The organism is Wolbachia endosymbiont (group A) of Urophora cardui, from assembly GCF_964028435.1.
In the GTDB taxonomy this organism is placed as follows: Bacteria; Pseudomonadota; Alphaproteobacteria; order Rickettsiales; family Anaplasmataceae; genus Wolbachia.
This window is the reverse complement of sequence record NZ_OZ034774.1, coordinates 1,170,573-1,187,600: the sequence shown is the minus strand read 5'-3', so window position 1 is coordinate 1,187,600 and position 17,028 is coordinate 1,170,573. Positions and strand designations below refer to the sequence as shown.

The window sequence follows — 17,028 nt, the reverse complement described above, 5'->3', positions numbered from 1 at the left end:
TGCTTTCCGCCTATAAATGGAGGTTTAAGTGAATTTATCGTATATTCTATTTGTCTTCCCAATAACGAAGTTTGGTATAAGAACTTGTCCGCAAACCAGTAAATTCAAGAATATTCCCTCTGCAACATAACCTTACTCATAGCTAAATATATAAAATTTTCAGTAGATGTTGTAAGCAAATCATACTCCTTTGATAGCCTTCTATTCTTCCTGGCTTTGTTGCATAGCTAGTGTTGGTTGAGGTTATTGTAAGAAGAAAAGCTTTTTAATATATGGCTACTAACGCATTTTGTTGTAAAATAGGCATTTTTCAAACAAGTACAACTTATGCCACAAAAAATGAGAGTAAGTAACCAAAGAGAATATAACGAGTTTCTCAAAAAAAGAGGAAATGTTTTTCATTTTGTTAATCAAGCCATAGAAAATTGGTATGAAAATAGTCCAAAAGTTGCAGGTGGCAATAACACTTATAGTGATAAAGTTGTAATTTTAATACACATAATAGTTCATCTTTTTAGAATTGGCTTGAGACAAGCTGTAGGTTTTGTAAAAGGTTATATGGTACAAATAGGCAAAAAACTTAAGATTATCAGCTATACACAAGCTTCCAGAAGATTTAAAAAGCTTAATTTGAAGATTGATGACCATAGAAGCAATAAAGATGATCTGGAAAATGTTGAAATTGCCGTAGATAGCACTAGAGTTAGTATCTACAATAAGAACGGTGGGCATAGTAAGCTTAATATTCGAAAAAGAAAATACAGTGGTTATGGTCAAGTAAGAAAATTACATGTTGTTTTAAACATAAATGATAAGAAAGCAATAAGCATGAACTACACTAGTGGTGTTGCTGTAGACTATTTGCCGGTCTGCGATATGTTAGAAGAAGTCAGTGATAAATATAACATTTGTTCTATTCGAGCAGATGCGGCTTATGATATAAAAAGTGTGTATAAAGAATGCAGAAAATACAATATTGTGCCTATTATTCGCCCTAGGAAGGATACTAAAATTTGTTTAGCTGACTACTTATCAGAAAGAAACAAGTATATTAGTAGAATTAGGTCATATGAGAATTATGAAGATGGTATTAATGAATGGAAGAAAAAAGTTAAGTATGAAGCACGGTCTTATATTGAAGTCTTTTTCTATAGGTTGAAGCAAATATTTGGGTTTGGCTTGAAAAATAAATCAGAGGTAAATCGTGAAAAAGAGCTGTTAATTAAGTGCTACTTATTGAACAAATTTACTGATATAGGTATGGCTAAATTTAAATTAGCTGCGTAAATTCACTGTGATTTACATGCCTATCAGTGCTATGCAACAAAGCCATTCAGCATTATCCATCGTTACAAATTAGAAAATTATACAGATCAGAAGGTCAGAAAATATGTTTTAGCAGAACACAACGTTTACTATAAAAATGACTCAGATTCAGAGCAAAAAGACTCAATACACAAATTAGAAAAGCACATTTTAGTATTTTATCCAGGAGTACTGAAGTGGCACGAACATCGACATTTGCACAGAAGTTGGAAAAATAGTCAAGTAATATGTATAATAAGCTAAGTACTTATATTTAGATCCTCATATATTATATTAATAATAGGTAAAAGTGTATGAAATAAAAAGAAAAAGACTTGCTTTCTTATGCTAAAACGGACATGACTTGAATAGCGGCAGGTAAATATAAGAAATTTGTCTGGCGCTAGAAAAGCTAATTTTGTGAGGTATGAAATGAGTTTTAGCAAGAGTAAGTTTTTTAAAGAAGTATCAAGTAACGGGTTTAAAAACATTAATAAAAGAAATGAAGAAGGAGAGACGATCTTGCATCAAGCAGTAGAAATCTCTGATTATAAAACAGTGAGGTTATTAATAAAAAAAGGAGCAGATGTTAATGCAAGAGATAAAAATGGTTATACACCTCTGCACTGTGCAGTATTTGCAAAAAGTTTAGAAAATGTAAAAGTGCTGCTAAGAGAAGGAGCAGAAGTAAATGCCACTCAATATGTCACTGGATGTACGCCACTGCACTCTGCGAGCAAAATAGGAGAAGCAGGAGTTGAAATAATAAAAGAGCTGGTAAAGGCCGGAGCTGAAGTTAATCAACTGAATAAGTACGGTGCAACACCAATGTACTATATCTGGGAAAGTGAAAAGTATCGTCTATGTGATAGCAAAGAGAGTGAAAAGGCGAGTAAATTTTTGAGAGAAAAAGGAGGAATAACAAAAAGTAGAGAACTGACGTGCTATGGAATAGAGGGGCTAGTGGGAGAAATAGCAGACATGTTGAATGGAAGCTACATGCCGGAGCTAAAAATAATAGAGATAGGAGAAATAAGGAGGAGAGACAAATCGCTAATAAAGAAAGAATGTCAAAATTTAGCAAGCAAGATAATCAGCCAAGTGAATGCAATGATAGATGAGGTGGTAAAAAGGAAGGCTTAGGTTTAAAGAAAAGGTGGGGTAAGTTATGGTAAAGCTGGGTAAAAAAGAGGAGTCACTATTAGAGAACTCGTTTAAAAATATTTATGAAAGAGACGAAAAAGGAAGAACAGCTCTACATTATGCAGTAGAGGTAAAAACAGTGAGGTTATTAATCGAAAAAGGAGTAGATGTGAATGCAGCAGATGTAAGAGGACATACAGCACTGCATCTAGCGATAACGGAGAAACGTCTAGAAACAGTTAGAGAATTGATAAAATCAGGAGGGAATGTAAATGCTGAAGAGTATGGCAATAAATGCACTCCGCTGCATCTTGCATGTATGGTAGGAGAAAAAGAAATAGTGGAGGAGCTAGTAAAAGCAGGGGCTGAAATAGAGCAAGCAGATAAATTTGGAATAACAGCGATGGATTATGCGAAAAATAGCAAAGAAATAGCCGAGGTATTAAAGAAAGAAACAGAGAAAATGGAAAGTTTGTTAAAAAAATAAGAGTCGTATCAGAAAGCGCAACAGCAGTTGGTAAAGGAAGGGCTAGACCAAATTTGAAGGCTGTAGCTGATAAAAGTTGGTCTTTTTCATAAGAGTAAATGGATTGATGGAAAAAAGGAGTGGTAAGGCTCCTTGCACTACAAAAACATTTGCAGGAGAAACTATGAGAAAAAGAACATTAACTTGCCGATACGAGCCAGATGAATTAGCGGAACAACATCTAGCAGACGCCTATGAGCTGTTACTAAGGTATGCGGTAAAAAGAAACAATGAAAAGGAGATAAAGAAAAATGATAACAGTGGCCTTATATGCAAGAGTTTCATCGAAGAGTCAAGCGCAGAACAATACAATAGAGAGTCAAATTGCCGAGCTCAAGCATAGAATTGCTGCAGATAAGCATGAGTTATTGAATGAGTATGAATTTAAGGATGATGGGCTTAGTGGGTGGAGTTTAGAACGTGAAGGTTTAGATGCATTACGTGATAAAGTAGGAGAAGATCAAATTGATAAAATTTATATTCATTCACCTGACCGACTATCAAGAAAATCTGCACATCAAATGATATTACTTGATGAATTTGAAAAAGCAGGAGTAGAAGTAATATTCTTAAATCATAAGACTGAAAATAATCCAGAGTCTAAATTGTTATTGGGAATGCAAGGATTAGTGGCAGAATATGAGTGTACAAAGATTATGGAACGTAGTCGTAGGGGAAAACTCCATAGAGCAAAAAAAGGCTGTGTAAGTGTAATTGGCATTGCACCTTTTGGTTATAATCGTATAAAGCATGTAGATAGAGAAAAGACAAAGTTTGAAATAAATGAAGAGGAAGCAAAAATAGTAAAGCAGATATTCATGTGGGTAGGGCAAGAGAGAATAAGTATAAGGGAAGTGATACGTAGACTAAGAGATAAGTCAATTAGAACAAGAACTGGAAAGAAGGTGTGGTGTCCAATAATAATTTGGAAGGTGTTAAGAAATCCAGCATATAAAGGACAAGCAGCGTTTGGTAAATTAAAGAGGGTTGAAAAAAGAGAAAGAAATAAACAAAAGGTTTCTATCTGTCGCACAGATGAGGACAGCTGGATTTATATACCAGTACCAAAAATAGTTGATGAAGGGTTATTTAATAAAGTACAAAAGCAACTGGATGAAAATAGAAAAAGAGCAAGGATGCAGAGAGAGGGAGGAAAAAAGAAATATCTATTACAAGGTCTAGTTGTGTGTCAAAACTGTGGATATGCGTATAGTGGTGCACAATGTGGAGTTGAGGGAAAAAAGTTTAGCTATTATCGCTGTAGTAGTACTATACGTATTACTGATGGTAGGGAGAAGTGTACTAATAAATTGGTCCGTACAGATATGTTAGAAACAGCTATATGGGAAAAGGTGAAAAATTTACTAAAAAACCCAGAGATAATAAAAAATGAGTATCACCGTAGAATTGCAGAAAATAAAAATGATGAATCATCAGATAAGAAGCTTGCAAGAAGGGAAAATCAAATAAAACAAGGCATCGAAAAGTTAATGGAAGACTATTATAGTCAAGAAAATGTAGGAGATAAAGGATATATAAGTGAGGAAGAATTTAAACAGACGATGAAAAGAATGAGGGAACGCTTAAGAGGGATAGAAGAAGAGAAGAAAAAGGTAGTTGATCAAAAAGCAATAGAGAAGGGAATGAACCTTATCATCAACAGTATAAAGAGTCTTTATTCCAGTGTAAAATCTAATTTGGAACAGCTAGATTGGCAAACTAAGCGTGGCATCATTAAAGCATTAGTAGAACGAATTCAGATTGGTTATGACCAGGTAGAAGTGGCGTTTAGAATCGAAGAACCAGCACAGGATGGAGAGATTTTTAATTTGCAACATTGTACTGGACGTCATGATAAGGGGGCTGGCGGAGTTTGTCAAGTAGGTTTTGCATTTTCATGCTACTTGGATTTTTCTAAATCATAATGTTTGCACAGACGTGCCTTTTAGCCACACTGCTAAACGGATACCAAATTTTTTGCAACATCAAGTGCAGCGTAAGTGAATATTGCACTTGCACCCGCACGTTTGAAACCAATCAAAGATTCATAAATCACCTTGTCATAATCTAGCCAGCCATTATTTGCAGCAGCTTTTATCATTGCGTACTCACCGCTTACTTGGTAAGCAAAAATCGGAAAATTAAACTTATCACTTGCTGTTTTGATAATATCCAAATATGGCATACCTGGTTTAATCATAATAAAATCTGCACCTTCATTTATATCCATTTCAATTTCGCACATTGCTTCGTGCGCATTTTTATAATCCATTTGATAACCACTTTTGTCTATAGAATGTGATAGCCCACATGAACCAACGACTTGCCTGAATGGAGCATAGAAGCTAGAGCAATATTTCACCGCATAAGATAATATTAATACGTCTTGAAAGTTATTATCATCTAATGATTTTCTGATTCTTCCTATTCTACCATCCATCATATCAGAAGGAGCAACTATATCACATCCTGCCTTCGCTAAAGCAAGTGCTTGCTTACACAGTACTGATATAGTTTCATCGTTTTCTACATCCATCTGATTATCTTTTAAAATGCCGTCATGGCCATGAATAGTGTATGGATCCAGTGCAACGTCTGCAATAATACCAATTTCAGGTACCTTTAATTTTACAGCACGGATTGCTTTGCAGATTAAGTTGTCAGAATTATATGCTCCCTCAGCGTTTTCAGATTTTAGTTTACTATCAACTACAGGAAAAATTGCAACAGCATTAATTCCTAAACCTTTAGCTTCCTTAACTATAGACACTAATCCATCTATTGAATAACACTTTACGCCTGGTAAGCCAGAAATTGGTTCAGTTGTTTCTTTTCTGTCGTGAACAAACAGAGGAAGAACCAGATCATTTACTGATAGACTATTTTCACTTGTTAAATTGCGAACCCATTTGCTCGAGCGCCTGCGCCTTAATCTTGTATTTGGAAAATTAAACATTGGACCCAGGTAAATTCCCAGTAAAGAGCAACACTCCTGAAATGAGTACCACCCAAAGCACCGATATTGGCAGAAACACTTTCCAACCAAGACGCATTAGCTGATCATATCGATAACGAGGTATTGTTGCTCTAATCCAAATAAATACGAACAAAAGTATAACTATCTTCAAAACGAACCAAATCAAACCTGGAATTTTGTAAAGTAAACTGAACTCCAGCGGCGGATACCATCCTCCTAGAAAGAATATCGTCATCATAGCACTTGCTAGAATCATATTTGCATATTCTCCAAGAAAAAAAAGGGCAAAAGGCATGGATGAATATTCAACGTTATATCCAGAGACAAGCTCTGCTTCAGCTTCTGGTAAATCAAATGGGTGACGATTAGTTTCTGCAAGCAAAGAAATAAAAAATATTATTCCTATAGGCATTAGTAGCAAATCAACCCAAAATGGCATGTTGTGTTTCGCTACCACCATCTCTCCAAGGTTCAACGTACCAGTTGTAACAACAACTGTAGCAACTATTAAGCCTATTGAAACTTCATATGAAATCATCTGAGCAGCCGACCGTATAGCGCCAAGAAATGCATAATTAGAATTGCTTGACCAGCCTGCAATAATTACGCCGTATACTCCCAGCGACGATATAGCTAGCACATAAAGCACTCCAACATTAATATTTGCTATAACCTTAGGAATCACTACTTGCTGGCCATTTTCTACAATTACTTCAGCACCAAACGGTATAACTGCCCAGGCAATTAATGCCAAGATAAAGGTAAGCATTGGAGCCATAATGAACAGTATGGTGCTCGCTCTAAATGGTATTATCGGCTCTTTAATCAGTAGCTTAATAGCATCTGCAAATGGCTGCAATAGCCCAAAAGGTCCAACTACACTTGGGCCGTGTCTCAGTTGAATTGCACCAATAACCTTACGCTCAAAGTATACCAAGTACGCAACTGAAAGTAGTAGCGGTACTAAAATAAATAAAATATTAACTAGCATGTTCATAAAAAGCTTTAGTACAATCTGCCATTATTTTTGAAGCGCGACTTATTGAATCCGTCATATAAAAATTACACTCCTTTAAAGTGAAAGGTGTATTACTTAAGCTTATCCCATCATTGCTAATTGGCACCCATGTGTTTTTTACCACTTGATCGGCATTTCTAAACTGTGGACCGATAGTATCTAATTTTTTTCTCACATCAAATAAACTATCATACGGTAAAGAAAGGTCTAAATATTGTGAAAGATTTTTAATAATTAACCAATCCTCCTTTGCTTCACCAGGTGGGAATACAGCTAAATTTGTTCTTTGCACTCGACCTTCAGTGTTTACATAAGTTGCATATTTTTCTGTATATGCAGCACCAGGCAAGATAACATCTGCCACATGTGCACCCTTATCACCGTGATGACCTTGATAAATTACAAATGTATTTTCTAATTTTGATGTATCAATTTCATCTGCACCAAGAAGATAAACCACTTCTATGTCACCACTTTCTGCATTTTCCAGTATCTGATTAGTGTCTTTTCCACCTTTTTCAGGAACAAACTCAACGTCCAGACCACCGACTCTTGCTGCAGCTTTATGCAGCACATTAAAGCCATTCCGATCATCTCTGATCATGTTAAATTTTTCTGCAATTTTGCCAGCTAGAATTAGAATTGATTCAGAATCATCTCTTATTAATGCATCTTGACCAATGATCAGCATAGGGTTTTGGGCGGCTACCAGCAGCTCACAGAATTTATGATTTCCATTTGCTATTTCACTCAAAATATCAGGATTATCGCCCAATTTCTCAACATGATACAAATATTCAATGTTAGGACCAACACTTGCAATAGGAAAGTTGCCCTGTAAATATCTCTTTCTCAATCTTACATTAATGATCGGTGCTTCTATCCTTGGATTTGTATTTATAAGCAGACACAAATCTGCATTCTCTATACCCTGGGTAGTGGTATTGAACACATAAGATCCGCGATTACTTGGTATAAGCTTTGCACCATCTTGCCTGCAGTCTATATTCCCCGAGCCGAGCTTCTGCATCACTTCTTTGAGTAGAAGCATAGACTCACAATCTGCTAAATCACCTGCAATTGCAGCTATTTTATTTGATTTTGTATTCTTTAATTTCTTTGCAGCAATAGTTAATGCTTCATTCCAATCAACTGGGGCTAATTTACCATCTTTTTTTACATAAGGTTGATCAAGACGCTGAACTTTTAGTCCATCATAGGCAAAGCGGGTTTTATCTGATATCCATTCTTCATTTACCTCTTCGCTCAGTCTTGGTAATATTCGCATAACTTCCAGGCCACGATAATCAACTCTAATGCTACTTCCCACAGCATCTAGCACATCTATAGTCTCACAATGTGATAGCTCCCATGGACGCGCTGTAAAGGAGTAAGGCTTTGAAGTTAAAGCCCCTACCGGGCAGAGATCTATGATATTTCCAGATAATTCAGAACTAATATGCCTTTTTATGTAAGTGCTAATCTCTACATTTTCTCCCCTTCCGATTCCTCCAAGTTCATTTGTACCTGCAACATCAGACAAAAATCTAACACACCGAGTGCAATGAATGCATCGATTCATCGCAGTCTCAATCAGTGGTCCGAAGTGTTTTTTTGGCACAGCCCTCTTATGCTCATCAAGTCTGCTGGTTCCTTTCCCATAAGCCATCGTGATATCTTGCAAATCGCATTCACCACCTTGATCGCAAATTGGGCAATCAAGCGGGTGGTTAATTAGCAAAAACTCAAGCACACCTTCACGTGCTTTTTTAACCTTAGGGGTATCAGTGTGAATAACCATCCCTTCTGCAACTGGCATTGCACAAGAGGCTACTGGTTTTGGAGGCCCACCCTCAACTTCAACCAAACACATTCTGCAGTTACCAGCAATTGCTAAACGCTCATGATAGCAAAAACGTGGAATTTCAACGCCCACGACTTCACAAGCTTGAATTATAGTGAGCCCATGCTCTACTTCACATTCCTTAGAATTAATAGTAACTTTAACCACAACTATTATACAGCTTCCCACTTTATAGGATTGCCGCTTACCTCATCTTCAACCAGATTGCCGTTATCATATTGAGCAGACATATAATTCATGCGCGAGTCACGATCTATATATCTAACAGGTTTTACCGGTTTATCTTTATACATTTTTTGCTCGGCCTTCTTACGCTGAGTAGGGTTATTTTTACTAGCTGTCTTTGCTTTCCCACCTACTGCCATATAAACTCCTAAAAACTTTTCATTCTATTTTAACACTTAAGTATATAGCGTCAATATTTAATAACTTTAAAATTTCAATAGATCTCTTATTATAATCATTGTTTAAATAAAAAGTTACTCCTTGATATCATTCCAGTGCTTGACCAGAAAAAAAGAAATATGCATCAGCTACTTTCATTTGCTGCGCCTCGAAAATAAACGTTCATGTAGCTGTGAGTCAAGCCATAAATCCAGTATAAAGACCTTTAATCATTGGCTTCGTAGTACTTTTTAACCAACTTATTAAGTAACCTTACACCAAAACCTACTGCTCCTCTTGGACAAATGTCAGTACCTTTTTCGTACCAAGCAGTGCCTGCGATATCTAAATGTGCCCAGCAAGTTTCATTCACAAAACGCTGTAAAAACTGTGCAGCCATTATGCTATCTCCACCAGAGCCTGCAGGAGCGATGTTTTGAACATCAGCAATCGGTGAATCAATAATTTTGTCATAAGTTTCATTCATAGGAAAACGCCATAACTTCTCACTTACTTCATTTCCTGCATCAATCAGACGGTTTGCTAATTCATCATTATTTGAAAAAAGACCAGCATATTCGTTATTTCCAAGTGCAACCACTATAGCACCAGTTAAAGTTGCAAGATCAATCATAAATTTTGGTGAGAATCTGTCTTGCGTATACCATAAAGCATCTGCAAGTATGAGCCTTCCTTCTGCATCGGTGTTCAACACTTCTATCGTCTGTCCAGACATTGAAGTTACTACATCACTCGGCCTTTGAGCATTACCACCCACTGCATTCTCTGCAAGTGCAACCACGCCGATTGCATTTACTTTTGCTTTTCGTCCTGCTAAAGCATGCATCACCCCAACTACAGCAGCAGAGCCTGCCATGTCATATTTCATCGACTCCATACCACGTGAAGGTTTGAGTGATACTCCACCAGTGTCAAACGTTATACCTTTACCAACAAAAGCTATTGGCTTTTGTTCTTTAGAAGCCCCATTCCATTTTATCACTACTAATTTTGGTTCTTTACTACTTCCTTGTGCGACTCCAAGCAAGGCTCCCATTTTTTTCTCTTCCATCTGCTTTTTATCAAGCACTTCGATTTCAAGACCAAGCTTAGTAAGCTCTTTTTTTATATGATCAGCATAGGATTCTGGATATAGAATGTTAGGAGGCTCTGTTATAAAAGAGCGCGCAAGGAATATACTCTCACCTTCTTGCCTTAAGTGCTCAAATGATCTTTCAGCATTACTTAATTGCTCATCTTTTACTAATACGGTAATTTCCTCTACCTCTGTAATTTTCTCATCCTTTTTAGTTTTATACTTATCAAACTTAAAACTACGCAGAAACGCACCATATGCAACATTTGCTGCACTACCTTCGATTAAAATCGCTGCTTTCTTAATTTTTAATCTGCTTAGCTCACAATATATTTTACCACCAATATTTAATTCTTTATTTTCATTCCATTCATCCTTCTTACCAAGTCCAACAACTACAACGTTTTTTCCTTCTGGTAAAATGGTAGAAGAAAATTCACCAAAGCTTCCATTAAAATCGCTAAATTGCTTTATATTATCTATGATCTGTTTTCCTTGCAAAACTCCGCCATCATTTACGGTTTCGTTGTCCTCAAATAAACCCATTACTATTGTTTTAAAATCGGGCGAAATTTTAGAAATTGTTATTTTCATTGCTGGCATCTCCGTTGCAAATAATTGTAAACTGTACATAAAACATAGCAAAAACATCAGTAAGATATTTTTCATATACATCCTAAGTACAATAACATTCAAGTTTACTATGGACTACCTTACATGCAAGGGTTTTTATCTTTTATTAGAGAACTTATTATATCCACCCAAGGTAATGTTAAACGTATAGGTTTTTATGACCTGATCACTGTAAGTAAATGGTGTTATGAGAAGGCTTGCAAGCCCATTACTAACAAAATCTCCAAGAACAGGATCAGCACAATTATCGCAATTATGGTCAGCAAAAAACATTTGCGTTGTGAATTCTGGAAAATCTGGATGTTGAACTAGAAAGTTAATATGTGGAGCTCTCTCACCAATTTTACCAGGTGCTATCGTAATAAAATTATAATAGCCAAGATTATTCACTACAAACCTTCCTGATCCAGCAAAATTCGGATCGAGTTGATTATCCTCTATATTCTCATCGTAATGGTTCACGCCGCGTGAATTCGCGTGCCATATAGAAACTACAGCATTTTGTATTGGTAAACAGTTTATATCAGTAATTCTACCCACTATGTGTATTAATTCTCCTATTGCACTATTTGGAGAACCAGCTTTCCTTCTTAAATTGTTTGAAGAGCTAAAATTTTTTGGCCTTGCATCAAGGTCATATATTTCTGGAGTTTCAATGCAGTTGAGCAAAACAGGATCAGCTGCAAATAGCGGCAAACTGAATACCGTTTGTACTAAAAACGCTAATAAGATATTTTTCACATTCATTTCATTCACAATAGACTTCTTGCATAACCATATAACAAACTTTTATTGGGAATAGAAACGAAAAAATTACTTTACAAGCTTCGCCAGCCCCCTTATCATGAAAATGAAGCTATTTATTTATCTTCTCTGTACAGATTAAATGACAAAAAAACTCAACGTATTTGGCGTCTCATGTTTAATTTTTTGCACTATGTGCACCTTATGTCTTTATCAAATTTCTAGGTTTTTACCTACACAAGCTGAAATACGCTTATAAAGCATTTAAAACATCAAAAAACGCCAACTTAAAAAATGGATAGTGAATAACTAGCTACCCTAGGGTTTCTTTTGCCTTTTTTTCTGTTTAGTAAATTTCTTAACGTTTATAATTTAGATTAGTTGCGGTTTAAAAGCAGCTGAATCGCGGTTATTAAGCGTTTAGAATAAAAAAACGCCATACTTGAAAGTATAATGTAAGTAATTAGCCAACCACGGGGCTTCTTTTGCCTTTTTTTTCATTTGGTAAATTTCTTAATGTTTATAGCTAAACGACAACCGTCATTCCAGTACCTTCTCTTGTCATCCCAGTGCCCAGACACTGGGATCCAGTTCTTATTACCTGGTATAAAGTTAAGTTTTCTGGATTCCAGTGGGCTTTGTTGCATCGCTACTTATGAAAGGCTAACTATAGCTAGGATTATAAGCAACCTATTGAAAATCTTGTTTTTTTGCAATCAATCTGATCAAATTTGGCTTTGTTGCATCGCTAGCTATGATGGATTAAAGATAAAAAAGATGGAGAATATCAGTAGCTTATTATTCTGGTATTTATAACAAGAACGGTCAGTGAATACCTAAATTTGAGTAAAAGAAATTTCACTACCACTCACTAATCCGGCTAAAATTCAAGAATTTCAATGCTTTAGCTATTTTCAATAGAATTAAGTTTATTAATATAAATAATAAATTACTATTCTTAAATTTGATGGCTTTGTTGCATAGCACTGATAGGCATGTAAATCACAGTGAATTTACGCAGCTAATTTAAATTTAGCCATACCTATATCAGTAAATTTGTTCAATAAGTAGCACTTAATTAACAGCTCTTTTTCACGATTTACCTCTGATTTATTTTTCAAGCCAAACCCAAATATTTGCTTCAACCTATAGAAAAAGACTTCAATATAAGACCGTGCTCCATACTTAACTTTTTTCTTCCATTCATTAATACCATCTTCATAATTCTCATATGACCTAATTCTACTAATATACTTGTTTCTTTCTGATAAGTAGTCAGCTAAACAAATTTTAGTATCCTTCCTAGGGCGAATAATAGGCACAATATTGTATTTTCTGCATTCTTTATACACACTTTTTATATCATAAGCCGCATCTGCTCGAATAGAACAAATGTTATATTTATCACTGACTTCTTCTAACATATCGCAGACCGGCAAATAGTCTACAGCAACACCACTAGTGTAGTTCATGCTTATTGCTTTCTTATCATTTATGTTTAAAACAACATGTAATTTTCTTACTTGACCATAACCACTGTATTTTCTTTTTCGAATATTAAGCTTACTATGCCCACCGTTCTTATTGTAGATACTAACTCTAGTGCTATCTACGGCAATTTCAACATTTTCCAGATCATCTTTATTGCTTCTATGGTCATCAATCTTCAAATTAAGCTTTTTAAATCTTCTGGAAGCTTGTGTATAGCTGATAATCTTAAGTTTTTTGCCTATTTGTACCATATAACCTTTTACAAAACCTACAGCTTGTCTCAAGCCAATTCTAAAAAGATGAACTATTATGTGTATTAAAATTACAACTTTATCACTATAAGTGTTATTGCCACCTGCAACTTTTGGACTATTTTCATACCAATTTTCTATGGCTTGATTAACAAAATGAAAAACATTTCCTCTTTTTTTGAGAAACTCGTTATATTCTCTTTGGTTACTTACTCTCATTTTTTGTGGCATAAGTTGTACTTGTTTGAAAAATGCCTATTTTACAACAAAATGCGTTAGTAGCCATATATTAAAAAGCTTTTCTTCTTACAATAACCTCAACCAACACTAGCTATGCAACAAAGCCTCTCGGACTTAGGGTCTTTACAATCATCTAGCTTTGTATGTAAATTAATTTTTAACATACGTGGCAGTTGACGTACATGACTTGCATGCTTATAATTTGAATAAGGAAAAGTGTTTTTTAACATAAAATAGCTCCATTAATAAATAAGAATTAACATAAAATGGGGGTGTGTACTAACAATGTACACACCTTGGTTGCCTTTATATAATATGAACAGTATCTTCTGGTACTGACATTTTTTCAGAAAAAAATGCTGGTTCTTTGCGTGAGTCTATTATAGAAGCATTTATCGCATCCACACAAGCTTTGCATTCAGAATTGCTATCACATCCTCCTTTGAGACGATTGTCTGGATCAATTTCAAGGTTGTTGTCAGTTTTATCTATAATTTCTTTACAGTCTGCAAATTTTAAGCCACTAGTTTTCTTAGTAATGGCATCTTTAATCTCTCCAGAAGTTGCGTCAACTGCTATTGTAAGTTTTGAAAAGTCAATTGGTTTTTTAGGTTCTGGACAAGCAGGACACTCAGGACAAGGAGGTATTTCTACATCAGGACATTTTACCTCAGGACATTTTACCTCAGGACAAGGAGGTATTTTTACCTCAGGACATTTTACCTCAGGACGAGGAGGTATTTTTATATCAGGAAGCTGTATATTTAATTCGAGTCTATCATAACACGGATCAAAGTGGTCATGGCAATGTGGGTTAAAGTGGTTATGACAATGTGGATCAAAATTATGATGGTACCGTGGGTCAGTTGTGCAAGCTGTGCGCGTAGGAATACATGAACCAACACGTGGAGATGAGGAAAAATTATAATTCATAAGAATCCTTTAAAAAATAACTATTAGATTATTATAGGATAAAAAAGTTAATGATTTAATAATTTTGAGGCTAAAATTAGCATATACAAACTTACAGTACATTTCAAAATACGACTTTAATGTAGCAGATATTAGAGTTAAAAGTTTTACTATGGTAGAATAATGATAAGATTCCAAGAAGAAGCTGTCAGTAGTCAAATTAGTCGTGTTGCTGAAATAAATTGTAATATATGGTTACTGTGAATAACAAGTAAGCACCTGTTTATTATATTTTCAAGCAAAATGTGAAGCACATGGGAAACCATGTGCTCTTGGAAGCACGTATAGCTAGACGTGCGTTTATGAGTTGTTTAAAAACAATCTTCTAATAAAGAAACCCAAATTCATCACAAGGATTATAACATGTGTCATAATAGTTATGATATGAGTTAAAATGATTGTGGCACGAATTAGTAGCACAAGGTGCGTATGCAGGTGCACAAGCTTGTGCACAGTTCGATACTGGTGCTGGTAAAGCTGGCAAATTATAACCCGTACATGGTAGTTTTGGTAAATTACTGTAATGATAAGTCATAATGATCCTTAAAAAAATACTATAAGATTATTATAAATTAAAATGATTAAAAATTTAATAACTTTAATTATAAATCTAGCATATCAACTAACGATATGATGTAAATTTTCTTTCAATTCCACTGTATCTTCGCCAGTTTTGCATACAACCCGTCTTTACTTATTAGGGAGTCATGAGTCCCTACTTCTTCTACTTTTCCGTGATTAATTACTATAATCTTGTCAGTTTTAAGTGCAGTTGATAGTCTGTGTGTAATTACGATCGTTGTTCTGTTTTGCATTAACTTGCTTAATGCTTTTTGCACGAGGTTCTCACTTTTATAATCAAGGGCAGAGGTTGCTTCATCCAGTATTAAAACCTGAGGGTTTTTGAGTATGGCTCTTGCTATTATAATACGTTGTTTTTGTCCTTCAGAAAGTTTTAATCCTCTTTTTCCTACAAATGTATCAAATTTATCAGGCAGCTTATCAATAAATTCCATCGCATAAGCGCTGATAGCTGCTTGCTTCACTTCTTCATATTCAGCACCAGGTTTGCCATATAGTATATTTTCCATTATTGAGCAAGAGAATATTATGTTATCTTGTGGCACTAAGCCAAACAACAATCTGAGGTCATTTAACGCAATTGACTTAATATTGTGCCCATCGATAGTAATGCTGCCTCTGCTTGGATCATGAAAACGGAGCAGAAGTTTTAAAATGGTGCTTTTACCACTGCCAGATGGTCCAACAATTGATACTACTTGACCTGCCTTTATAGAAAATGATATGTTATTTAACGCTGGCTTATCAGACTGAGATTCATAAAAAAATGTCACGCCATTAAACGAAATTCCTTTTTGAACACTACAAATTTTTATAGGATCATTGGCATCTGCTATAGAGCTTTTCATATTTTTAAATTCAAATAAACGCTCTACTATTCCAAGACCTCGTTGTAAATCACTGATATTATCGCTCAAATTATTTATAGCTCCTGCCGCAAGCGCTGAATAAAACACAAATGAGGAGAGTTCTCCAATAGTTATATTATTGCTTAAGACTTCTTTAATACCAAAAAAGAGCAAAACAACTAGTGAACCTATCACACACGTGATAACTAGAGTTACTAAAATAGCACGCAAGAGTACTAATTTTACGTATGATTTTGATACTGAGTTTAAATACTCTTGAAAACGGATTTTTTCATTTTCTTCGAGTACAAACGACTTGATAGTCACTATAGATCGAAAGTTTTCCTCACTAAATGACGCAAGCTCACTTAATTTATCCTGGGCAAAGCGTGCATAGCTACGCACTTTTTTTCCAAGTGAGGTCATGATAATGAGTAGTATAGGTACTATTGCGGCTGCATACGCAGTTAGGTGCAGATTTGTATATAATAACATGGCAACACTGCCAATTAATATTACAAAATTTCGCAATATGGTGAGTAGGCTGCTATTTATTATTGATTGCAGCGCAGAGGTATCAGTAATGAGTGCTGAGATAACATCTTGTACGCCTGTGTTCTCAAAGAAACTTGGTTGCAAGTCAGTGATACTGCTATATAAGTCATATCTGATTCTTGCGATAACTTTCTCGCTGCCAATGCCAATGAAATATAACCGAGTAAATGCAGTGAGAGAAATGGCTAAAACTATAAGTATTGCAACTAATAGTTTGGTAGTAAAATCGTGCTCTGTGCCAGAATCAATTATGTTGCTTAAGCCTCTGCCAAAGAGGAGGATCGTTAAGGCTGAAAATAAAACTGCAATAAAAGCTATGATGAAATAAGATAGATTAGGCTTTATATAGCAAAATAACTCTCTAATATTAGATCGCATCGTATTTTGAAGTTTCTAAAG

Annotated in this window: 16 protein-coding genes and 2 pseudogenes; 7 read left to right on the top strand and 11 right to left on the bottom strand. The window is 35.2% G+C overall.

Features of this window, described 5'->3' with window-relative positions; translation table 11 throughout:
• Nucleotides 1-104: 104 nt before the first annotated feature.
• A pseudogene (locus ABWU38_RS05735) lies at nucleotides 105-209 on the bottom strand (IS5 family transposase); the annotation flags it as partial.
• A gap of 118 nt (nucleotides 210-327) precedes the next feature.
• On the opposite strand from ABWU38_RS05735, the gene ABWU38_RS05730 reads away from it, so the two are divergent.
• The 6 genes and pseudogenes from ABWU38_RS05730 to ABWU38_RS05705 all read left to right on the top strand — a co-directional run bounded on the left by ABWU38_RS05730 (nucleotide 328) and on the right by ABWU38_RS05705 (nucleotide 4,899).
• Nucleotides 328-1,287, top strand: coding sequence for an IS5 family transposase (locus tag ABWU38_RS05730; protein WP_353272644.1), 960 nt, complete (start codon nucleotides 328-330; stop codon nucleotides 1,285-1,287).
• 45 nt (nucleotides 1,288-1,332) lie between these two features.
• Nucleotides 1,333-1,569: pseudogene (locus ABWU38_RS05725) on the top strand (phage tail protein); the annotation flags it as partial.
• 168 nt (nucleotides 1,570-1,737) lie between these two features.
• Entirely contained in the window at nucleotides 1,738-2,448 is a 711-nt protein-coding gene (locus ABWU38_RS05720; protein WP_353272643.1) for an ankyrin repeat domain-containing protein, read from the top strand.
• Nucleotides 2,449-2,473: 25 nt separating this feature from the next.
• Nucleotides 2,474-2,935, top strand: coding sequence for an ankyrin repeat domain-containing protein (locus tag ABWU38_RS05715; protein ID WP_182182953.1), 462 nt, complete (start codon nucleotides 2,474-2,476; stop codon nucleotides 2,933-2,935).
• Nucleotides 2,936-3,041: 106 nt separating this feature from the next.
• Nucleotides 3,042-3,317 carry a hypothetical protein gene (locus ABWU38_RS05710; RefSeq protein ID WP_017532679.1) on the top strand — a complete coding sequence of 92 codons (276 nt, stop codon included), beginning with the start codon at nucleotides 3,042-3,044 and terminating at the stop codon, nucleotides 3,315-3,317.
• Entirely contained in the window at nucleotides 3,226-4,899 is a 1,674-nt protein-coding gene (locus ABWU38_RS05705; protein WP_353272642.1) for a recombinase family protein, read from the top strand. Before ABWU38_RS05710 ends, ABWU38_RS05705 begins: the two co-directional genes overlap by 92 nt.
• A 32-nt stretch (nucleotides 4,900-4,931) precedes the next feature.
• Here ABWU38_RS05705 and hemB read toward each other — a convergent pair whose 3' ends face one another.
• The 6 genes from hemB to ABWU38_RS05675 all read right to left on the bottom strand — a co-directional run bounded on the left by hemB (nucleotide 4,932) and on the right by ABWU38_RS05675 (nucleotide 11,693).
• Entirely contained in the window at nucleotides 4,932-5,930 is a 999-nt protein-coding gene (gene hemB, locus ABWU38_RS05700; protein WP_353272641.1) for a porphobilinogen synthase, read from the bottom strand.
• On the bottom strand, nucleotides 5,923-6,948 hold the full coding sequence (nuoH, locus tag ABWU38_RS05695; protein WP_353272640.1) for an NADH-quinone oxidoreductase subunit NuoH: 1,026 nt from the start codon (nucleotides 6,946-6,948) through the stop codon (nucleotides 5,923-5,925). The genes hemB and nuoH overlap by 8 nt, the downstream gene beginning before the upstream one ends.
• Nucleotides 6,932-8,980 (bottom strand): NADH-quinone oxidoreductase subunit NuoG, encoded by a 2,049-nt coding sequence (gene nuoG / locus ABWU38_RS05690; RefSeq protein WP_353272639.1) that lies wholly within the window; start codon nucleotides 8,978-8,980, stop codon nucleotides 6,932-6,934. The genes nuoH and nuoG overlap by 17 nt, the downstream gene beginning before the upstream one ends.
• 5 nt (nucleotides 8,981-8,985) lie before the next feature.
• Entirely contained in the window at nucleotides 8,986-9,198 is a 213-nt protein-coding gene (locus ABWU38_RS05685; RefSeq protein ID WP_006015760.1) for a hypothetical protein, read from the bottom strand.
• Between the two features lie 245 nt (nucleotides 9,199-9,443).
• Nucleotides 9,444-10,946 (bottom strand): leucyl aminopeptidase, encoded by a 1,503-nt coding sequence (locus ABWU38_RS05680; protein ID WP_264732578.1) that lies wholly within the window; start codon nucleotides 10,944-10,946, stop codon nucleotides 9,444-9,446.
• A 96-nt stretch (nucleotides 10,947-11,042) separates the two neighbouring features.
• A complete protein-coding gene (locus ABWU38_RS05675; protein ID WP_253310013.1) occupies nucleotides 11,043-11,693 on the bottom strand; it encodes a protocatechuate 3,4-dioxygenase in 651 nt (216 codons plus the stop codon).
• A 513-nt stretch (nucleotides 11,694-12,206) separates the two neighbouring features.
• Between ABWU38_RS05675 and ABWU38_RS05670 the strand changes: the two genes are divergently transcribed.
• Nucleotides 12,207-12,506 carry a hypothetical protein gene (locus ABWU38_RS05670; RefSeq protein WP_353272638.1) on the top strand — a complete coding sequence of 100 codons (300 nt, stop codon included), beginning with the start codon at nucleotides 12,207-12,209 and terminating at the stop codon, nucleotides 12,504-12,506.
• Nucleotides 12,507-12,703: 197 nt separating this feature from the next.
• Here ABWU38_RS05670 and ABWU38_RS05665 read toward each other — a convergent pair whose 3' ends face one another.
• From ABWU38_RS05665 to ABWU38_RS05650, 4 genes are all read right to left on the bottom strand, one after another.
• Complete coding sequence (locus tag ABWU38_RS05665; RefSeq protein ID WP_353272271.1) at nucleotides 12,704-13,663, bottom strand: IS5 family transposase; 960 nt, start codon at nucleotides 13,661-13,663, stop codon at nucleotides 12,704-12,706.
• Between the two features lie 86 nt (nucleotides 13,664-13,749).
• Complete coding sequence (locus ABWU38_RS05660) at nucleotides 13,750-13,902, bottom strand: hypothetical protein (RefSeq protein WP_353272637.1); 153 nt, start codon at nucleotides 13,900-13,902, stop codon at nucleotides 13,750-13,752.
• A 76-nt stretch (nucleotides 13,903-13,978) separates the two neighbouring features.
• Nucleotides 13,979-14,605, bottom strand: a complete 627-nt coding sequence (locus ABWU38_RS05655) for a hypothetical protein (RefSeq protein ID WP_353272636.1) — start codon at nucleotides 14,603-14,605, stop codon at nucleotides 13,979-13,981.
• A 686-nt stretch (nucleotides 14,606-15,291) separates the two neighbouring features.
• On the bottom strand, nucleotides 15,292-17,007 hold the full coding sequence (locus ABWU38_RS05650) for an ABC transporter ATP-binding protein (protein ID WP_265016351.1): 1,716 nt from the start codon (nucleotides 17,005-17,007) through the stop codon (nucleotides 15,292-15,294).
• Nucleotides 17,008-17,028 lie beyond the last annotated feature (21 nt).

Excerpts from the sequence above, each read along its gene's own strand:
- ABWU38_RS05685 (WP_006015760.1), bottom strand. The coding sequence starts at position 9,198 with ATGGCAGTAGGTGGGAAAGCAAAGACAGCTAGTAAAAATAACCCTACT.
- ABWU38_RS05655 (WP_353272636.1), bottom strand. The coding sequence starts at position 14,605 with ATGAATTATAATTTTTCCTCATCTCCACGTGTTGGTTCATGTATTCCT.
- ABWU38_RS05665 (WP_353272271.1), bottom strand. The coding sequence starts at position 13,663 with ATGCCACAAAAAATGAGAGTAAGTAACCAAAGAGAATATAACGAGTTT.
- ABWU38_RS05715 (WP_182182953.1), top strand. The coding sequence starts at position 2,474 with ATGGTAAAGCTGGGTAAAAAAGAGGAGTCACTATTAGAGAACTCGTTT.
- ABWU38_RS05710 (WP_017532679.1), top strand. The coding sequence starts at position 3,042 with ATGGAAAAAAGGAGTGGTAAGGCTCCTTGCACTACAAAAACATTTGCA.
- ABWU38_RS05720 (WP_353272643.1), top strand. The coding sequence starts at position 1,738 with ATGAGTTTTAGCAAGAGTAAGTTTTTTAAAGAAGTATCAAGTAACGGG.
- ABWU38_RS05680 (WP_264732578.1), bottom strand. The coding sequence starts at position 10,946 with ATGTACAGTTTACAATTATTTGCAACGGAGATGCCAGCAATGAAAATA.
- ABWU38_RS05660 (WP_353272637.1), bottom strand. The coding sequence starts at position 13,902 with ATGTTAAAAAACACTTTTCCTTATTCAAATTATAAGCATGCAAGTCAT.
- ABWU38_RS05705 (WP_353272642.1), top strand. The coding sequence starts at position 3,226 with ATGATAACAGTGGCCTTATATGCAAGAGTTTCATCGAAGAGTCAAGCG.
- hemB (WP_353272641.1), bottom strand. The coding sequence starts at position 5,930 with ATGTTTAATTTTCCAAATACAAGATTAAGGCGCAGGCGCTCGAGCAAA.
- ABWU38_RS05670 (WP_353272638.1), top strand. The coding sequence starts at position 12,207 with ATGTTTATAGCTAAACGACAACCGTCATTCCAGTACCTTCTCTTGTCA.
- ABWU38_RS05730 (WP_353272644.1), top strand. The coding sequence starts at position 328 with ATGCCACAAAAAATGAGAGTAAGTAACCAAAGAGAATATAACGAGTTT.
- ABWU38_RS05650 (WP_265016351.1), bottom strand. The coding sequence starts at position 17,007 with ATGCGATCTAATATTAGAGAGTTATTTTGCTATATAAAGCCTAATCTA.
- ABWU38_RS05675 (WP_253310013.1), bottom strand. The coding sequence starts at position 11,693 with ATGAATGTGAAAAATATCTTATTAGCGTTTTTAGTACAAACGGTATTC.
- nuoH (WP_353272640.1), bottom strand. The coding sequence starts at position 6,948 with ATGAACATGCTAGTTAATATTTTATTTATTTTAGTACCGCTACTACTT.